Below are 6798 nucleotides of genomic sequence, written 5' to 3'. Positions count from 1 at the left end.
GCCGACTCGGCGCCGGCGTCCTCGCCCTCGGCCTCGTCGCCCTCGTCGGCGGGACCCTTGCCGCGGCCACGGCCACGACGGCCACGGCGGCGCCGGCGGCGGGCACCGGCCTCGTCGTCGTCCTCCGACTCCTCGTCGGTGGTGTCCGCGACGTCGTCGGCGCTCTCGTCGACCTCGTCGATCTCCTCCTCGACCACCGGGGTCTCGGCGACGGGCTCCTCGGCGCCGCGGCGCCGGCGCCGGCTGGTCTTGCGCGGCGGCTCCTCGGCGGCCGGCTCCTCGACCGGGGCGACCTCGGCGACCGGCTCGGGCTCGGCGACGGGCTCGGCCGCCTTCTTGCGGCGGCTGCGCGTCGGGGGCGGCACGACGGGCTCGGGCTCAGGCGGCATGAACAGCACGGCGGCCGGGATCGCGGTGGGCCGGGTACGCGGAGCCGGCGTCTCCTCGCGGAGCTCCTCGGCGGGCTCCTCGATGATCGGCAGCACCCCGATCACGGGCTCAGCGAGCTGGTCGACGGGCGGCTCGACAGGCTGCTCAGCGGGGGGCGCGGCGGCCTTCTTACGGCGCGTCCGCTTCACGGGAGCGGGAGCCTCGTCCGCCGTTTCCGCCGGTTGCGATGCTTCCGGTTCAGGGGCGGCCGGGGCCGGCGCGGCCGCCTTCTTCCGGGTCCTCTTGACCGGAGGCGGAGTCGCCGCCGCCTCTATCGCGGCACCCGGCTCATCGGCCGGCGGCGGGGTCGCCTTGCGGCGGGTCCGGCGCACAGGTGTCGTGCTTGCAGTGCTTTCGGCGGATTCGGCGGAAGGGGTCGTAGCCCCGTCCGCTTCCCCACCCGGTAGCTCGTTCTCGAGCATGGGGCGCTCTCCAGTTCTGGCGCCCCGGGCGCGTGTGAGCGCTGCCACGCAGGGTCGCCGCAAGTTTTTCGGGCCCGCTCGCGCGAGTCGCCGAAGTCTGCCGAACGGACGCCAGCCGAATCGGCTAGCGCCCTCCGATGGGTGCGTCCTGTCGATCCGCGTCCAACGGATCGACGAACTCACCTTGCGCGGTGAGTGAGCCCTGGGCCAGCCGCGTCGCTCGGGACGGCGCCGGCGGCTCCAGGCCGGCCACCACGCGTAGGCCGGACAGGACGTCATCGGGTCGGACGGCCGGCGTTACCTGCCGTACGACAAGGTCGAGTATCGCACACGGTGCGGGGACCGCCCCGGAAGGTGCGACGTTTACGGTGCAGGAAGCCACCGCCGCCCGCGCGTCGAAGGATCGGCGTCCCTGCTTGGTCATGCGCTCGACCAGCACTTCCTCGGCGGCCAGGAAGGCCTCGACCGCGGCCGCGGCCTCCTCGGGGGTGACGCCGGGCAGCTCCAGCCGCCAGCTGGACGCGTCGATCCGCTCCGCCAGGCTGGTGCCCTCGCGGGCCACCACCGCGTCCAGCACGTCCAGGCCCGGCGAGAGGGCGGCGTCCAGCGCCGTGCAGAGCTCGGCCGGGTCGACCGGGGCCTGCAGGCCGATCTCCAGTTACTCCGCCTCGCTGGCGACGCCGGTCGGCGCCGCGCTGGCGTAGGAGATCTTGGGATGCGGGTGGAAGCCCTGGGAGAAGGCGATGGGTACGGCCGCCCGCCGCAACGCGCGCTCGAAGGCCCGCGCGAAGTCCCGGTGCGACGTGAAGCGCAACGGACCCCGCTTGGCATACCGGATCCGGATGCGCTGGACGATCGGGGCCTGCCCGCCGACCGGCTGATTCTTCGGCGCCACTAGACAGGCACCCGCAGATTGTTCACCGGCGTAAGCGGGAGCAGCTTCTTACCGGTGGGGCCGATCTGGATCTCGGTGTCCATGGACGGGCAGACGCCGCAGTCGAAGCACGGGGTCCAGCGGCAGTCGTCCTGCTCGTACTCGCTCTTGGAGTCCTGCCAGTCCTGCCACAGCCAGTCCTTGTCGAGGCCGGAGTCCAAGTGGTCCCAGGGCAGCACCTCGAGCTGGTCGCGCTCGCGGGTGGTGAACCAGTCCAGGTCGACGCCGAAGCCGGGCAGCACCTCGGCGCACGCCTCGACCCACCGGGCGTACGAGAAGTGCTCCGACCAGCCGTCGAATCGTCCGCCCTTGTCCCAGACACGCCGAATCACTGCGCCGACGCGCCGATCGCCCCGGGACAGCAGGCCCTCGATCAGCGACGGCTCGCCGTCGTGGTAGCGGTAGCCGATCGCGCGGCCCAGCGACCGATCGGAGTTGATCTCCTGCTTCAGCATCCTGAGGCGGGCGTCGATCACCTCGGGGCGCTCCATCGGGGCCCACTGGAAGGGGGTGTGCGGCTTGGGCACGAACCCGCCGATGGACACCGTGCAGCGGATGTCCTTGGTGCCCGCGGCGGCCCGGCCGGCCTTGATCACCTCGTGCGCCATCCGGCCGATCTGCAGCACGTCCTCGTCGGTCTCGGTGGGCAGGCCGCACATGAAGTAGAGCTTCACCTGCCGCCAGCCGTTCGAGTACGCCGTCACCACGGTCCGGATCAGGTCCTCCTCGGTCACCATCTTGTTGATGACCTTGCGGATCCGCTCCGAGCCGCCCTCGGGCGCGAAGGTGAGGCCGGTGCGCCGCCCGTTGCGGGACAGTTCCTGGGCCAGGTCGATGTTGAAGGCGTCCACCCGCGTCGAGGGCAGCGACAGCGAGACGTTGGTGTCGGCGTACTGCTCGGCCAGGCCCGAGCACATGTCGCCGATCTCGGAGTGGTCGGCGCTGGAGAGCGAGAGCAGGCCGACCTCGTTGAAGCCGGAGAACTCGAGGCCCTCCTGCACCATCTGGCCCACCGTGGTGATCGAGCGCTCGCGCACCGGGCGGGTGATCATGCCGGCCTGGCAGAACCGGCAGCCCCGGGTGCAGCCGCGGAAGATCTCCACCGCATACCGCTCGTGCACCGTCTCGGCCAGCGGGACCAGCGGCTTCTTCGGGTACGGCCACGCGTCCAGGTCCATCGTCGTGCGCTTGTGCACGCGGAACGGCACGTCCGGCCGGTTGGGCACCACGCGCTGGATGCGCCCGTCCGGCAGATAGTCGACGTCGTAGAAGCGAGGGACATAGATGCTCTCGGTACGCGCGAGGCGCAGCAGCAGCTCGTCACGCCCGCCCGGGCAGCCCTCGGCCTTCCACGCCCGGATGATCGCGGTGATCTCCAGGACCGCCTCCTCGCCGTCGCCCAGCACGGCGGCGTCGATGAAGTCGGCGATCGGCTCCGGGTTGAAGCTGGCGTGCCCGCCGGCCAGCACGATCGGCATGTCGTCGCCGCGGTCGGCGGCGTTCATCGGGATCCCGGCCAGGTCGAGCGCGGAGAGCAGGTTGGTGTAGCCGAGCTCAGTGGCGAACGACACACCGAGCACGTCGAAGGCCCGGACCGGCCGGTGCGCATCGACGGTGAACTGCGGGACGCCGTGTTCCTTCATCAGCGCCTCGAGGTCGGGCCACACCGCGTACGTCCGCTCGGCCAGCACGTCAGGCTGCTCGTTGAGCACCTCGTACAGGATCTGCACGCCCTGGTTGGGCAGCCCGACCTCGTACGCGTCCGGATACATGAGCGCCCACCGGACCGTGGTGGCGTCCCACTCCTTGACGACGGCGCCGAGCTCGCCACCCACGTATTGGATCGGCTTGCTGACCCGGGGCAGCAGCTGCTCGAGCTGCGGAAAGACGGAAGTGACGCTCATGGGCATCTAGGTTACGCGTCCTTCGGTCCAGTCCACGGCGGTGGGCGGGTGCCGGCCGCTCCGGCTCAGTCGTTCAGCTCCTCCGCGGCCTTGTCCAGGTCGGTGGCCAGAAGATCGTCGCGAAACGCGCAGAGCTGCAGCGTCATCCGGGCCGCGCCGGTCTCGCCCACCACGAAGCGGACCACCCGGCCGTGGTCGTCCAGGTCGCCGACCAGCGCGTCCAGCAGCCGCACGCCGGCACTGTCCAGGAACGACACGCCCGTCAGGTCGATCAGCACCGCGCCGTCGCCGGGCACCACGTCGACGATCTCGCGCCCGATCGTGGGCGCGTTGGCCAGGTCGATCTCGCCCGACAGCGTGACGATCGACGCGGTCCCGCGCCGCGCGTACCGCACCAGGTCACTGGTCACGATGCCCCCTTCCGGCTGCGCCGCATGGTCACCACCGTGCCGGCGCTGCGGTCGAAGGACACATGATCCATCACCTGCCGGATGAGTTGAAGCCCGCGTCCCCGGGCCACGTCGCCCTGCGCCACCCGCCACTCGCCCTTGTCGGCGACGCGCACCTCGACCGTCGTGTCGGAGACCGAGGCCACCACCTCGACCTTTCCGAACGGATCGTCGCGGTAGCCGTGCTCGATCGCGTTCGCCACCGCTTCGGAGCAGGCCAGCAGCACCGCCTGGGCGCACTCCCGGTCGACCTCGCGCGACTCGAGCCAGCCGCGCAGGTCGGCCCGCAGCAGCGCGATCTGCACCGGATCGGCGCCGATGGTTCGTTCCAGCTTGTCCTCGGCGCCGATCATGAAGCACAGCAGGCACACGTCGTCGCTGTGCTCGCGGCCCACCATCAGGTCGGCGAAGCCGGCGGTCAGTCCCGGCATCGGCAGCTCGCGCCGGCGGGCCCACTCGCGGGCCATCAGGTCGAGGCCGCGGTCGATCGTCCGGTCGCGGCGCTCGACCAGCCCGTCGGTGTAGAGCAGCACGCGGCTGCCGGCGGGCAGCCGCACCGTCTCCTCGTGCCGATCGCGGCGGCCGGCCCGGGAGCCGAGCGGTGCGCTGCGGGCGCCGAGCAGATAGCGGGCCGGGCTGGCCGGCTCGTGCAGCAGCGGCGGCAGGTGACCGGCGCAGGCGTAGGTCATCGTTCCGGCATGCAGGTCGACCTCGGCGTACGCGACCGTCGCCATCCGCGCCGTCTCGACCCGCTCGACGAACCGGTCGAGCTTGCGCAGCACCTTGGCCGGGCCGGCCTCGGCCGAGGCCAGCGCCCGGATCGCGCTGCGCAGCTGGCCCATCGTGGTGGCCGCCTCGATCCCCCGGCCGACCACGTCGCCGACCGCGATGGCCAGCTTGTCCGGCGTGATCATGAAGGCGTCGAACCAGTCGCCGCCGACCTCGAGGTCCTGCGCCGCCGCGTGATAGTGGGTCTCCACCACGAACCGGGAGTCGCGCGGCATGTGCCCGGCCAGCAGGTTGCGCTGCAGGGTCCGGGCGATGGCGCGTTCCTGCTCGTAGAGGCGGGCGTTCTCGAGCGCCAGCCCGGCCCGGTCGGCCAGGTCGGTGAGGAACGCGATCTCGGTGGCCGTACGCCGGGCCACGGGAAGCCGCAGCGCCAGCGTGCCCAGCACCCGCCCCCGCGCGGTCAGCGGCAGCACCGCGCAGCCCTGGTCGGGCCCGGCCGGATCCGGCCACTGCGGCTCGGCGGACAACGTCACCTCGGAGATCCGCCGGGCCAGCCGCTGCGGCTCCGGCGCGGGCCCGCCCGCGTTGGCCAGTAGGCCGTTCGGGCCCACCTGCAGCCGGACCGTGGCCCAGTCGGCGATCTCGGGCACCAGCCGCTCGACCAGCGCCTTGGTGCGGGCGGTCAGGCGGGGCGTCTCGTCCAGCACCCGGGTGGTCTCGGCCAGGAAGGTCGCCCGCTCCTCGTCCCGGCGCGCCTGGTCGTAGAGGCGGCCACGGTCGAGCGCCTGCCCGGCCTGCTGCCCGAGCACCCGGACCACCCGAAGCTCGCTGTCGGACAGCTCACGCGGCTCGGCGAAGCCGAAGACGAGCATGCCGCGCCCGTCGTCGCCGGCGAGCCCGGCGGTCAGCGGCAGCAGCACGATCGCGCTGTGCCCGGCCTGGCGCATGGTCTCGGCCAGCTCGCCGAACTCCTTGCCGGCCTCCTCCGGCGAGCCGATCACCTGCAGCTCGCCGCGGCGGAACACCTCGGCGACCGCGCGGCCGGACGTCAGCGGGATGTCGTCGCGGCCGGTCGCCGGGTCGGCCGGGTCCGGTGCGGTCGGCGACGGTGGCGCGGCTGCGGACTGCGGGACCGCGACCAGCCGCTCCCGGTTCTCGTCGATCACCCAGATGCTGCTGCTGGTGGCCTCGAAGGCGAGCTGCGGCGCCCGGACCACCGCGACGGCCACCTCGAGCTCGGTCGCCGCCGCGGACAGCTCGGCCACGATCTCCTGCAGCACCTTGATCCGGCGCTCGGAGGCCTCGGCCGTGCGGCGCGCGTGGAGCAGCTCCCGCTCGTAACCGCGCCGCTCGGTCGCGTTGAAGACCGTGGTGCGGATCAGCCGCGGGTTCCCGGCCGGGTCGCGGCTGAGCACCGAGTTGATCAGCGCGGGCAGTCGCTCGCCGTCCGCCCGGATCAGGTCGAAGGCGACCTCGTGCACGTCGTCCTGCATGCGCAGCAGCGGCGCGTAATGCGTCTCGTGGTAGATCTGCCCGCCCGAGCTGAGCAGATCACGGAAGCGGCGGCGGCCGATCAGCTCGGCCCGGTCGTACCCGGTCCAGGCCAGGAACGTCCCGTTCACCTTGACGATCGTGCCGTCCGGCAGGGTGGACAGGTAGCCGCAGGGGGCGTGCTCGTACAGCTCGCCGGGATCCTCCTCCCACGGCACGCGGAGGTCCTGGGTCACGTCCCACTCACTCATGACCTACAGGTAAGCCTTGATCGCCGCGACCGTTTCCTCGGGCGCGCTCAGGTTCGGGCAGTGGCCGGTGGCATTCATGTTCACCAGTTTGCTGTCTGCCAGGTTCTGATGCACGTATTCCCCCACCGAAGCCGGCGCGATGACGTCGTCGGAGGTTTGCAGAATCAGCGCCGGGGTGCGCAGGCGCGG

The 6798-nt window shown here is 72.2% G+C and carries 4 protein-coding genes and 2 pseudogenes; all 6 read right to left on the bottom strand.

The genetic code is table 11. The annotated features are described in order from the left end of the window. A pseudogene (locus AB0M20_RS20110) lies at positions 1–578 on the bottom strand (ribonuclease E/G); the annotation flags it as partial. 397 nt (positions 579–975) lie between these two features. Continuing rightward, positions 976–1689 (bottom strand): annotated as a pseudogene (locus AB0M20_RS20105) (TIGR03936 family radical SAM-associated protein). Between the two features lie 56 nt (positions 1690–1745). After that, positions 1746–3689, bottom strand: coding sequence for a TIGR03960 family B12-binding radical SAM protein (locus AB0M20_RS20100; protein WP_364300188.1), 1944 nt, complete (start codon positions 3687–3689; stop codon positions 1746–1748). A 65-nt stretch (positions 3690–3754) separates the two neighbouring features. Continuing rightward, a complete protein-coding gene (locus tag AB0M20_RS20095; RefSeq protein WP_364300186.1) occupies positions 3755–4099 on the bottom strand; it encodes an STAS domain-containing protein in 345 nt (114 codons plus the stop codon). Next, positions 4096–6609, bottom strand: a complete 2514-nt coding sequence (locus AB0M20_RS20090; RefSeq protein ID WP_364300184.1) for a SpoIIE family protein phosphatase — start codon at positions 6607–6609, stop codon at positions 4096–4098. Before AB0M20_RS20090 ends, AB0M20_RS20095 begins: the two co-directional genes overlap by 4 nt. Before the next feature lie 3 nt (positions 6610–6612). Then, on the bottom strand, positions 6613–6798 hold a 186-nt coding region (locus tag AB0M20_RS20085), incomplete at its 5' end, for an alpha/beta hydrolase (protein ID WP_364300182.1).

This window comes from Actinoplanes sp. NPDC051633 (genome assembly GCF_040681735.1).
Classification (GTDB): domain Bacteria; phylum Actinomycetota; class Actinomycetes; order Mycobacteriales; family Micromonosporaceae; genus Actinoplanes.
This window is presented reverse-complemented; position numbering and strand designations above follow the sequence as displayed.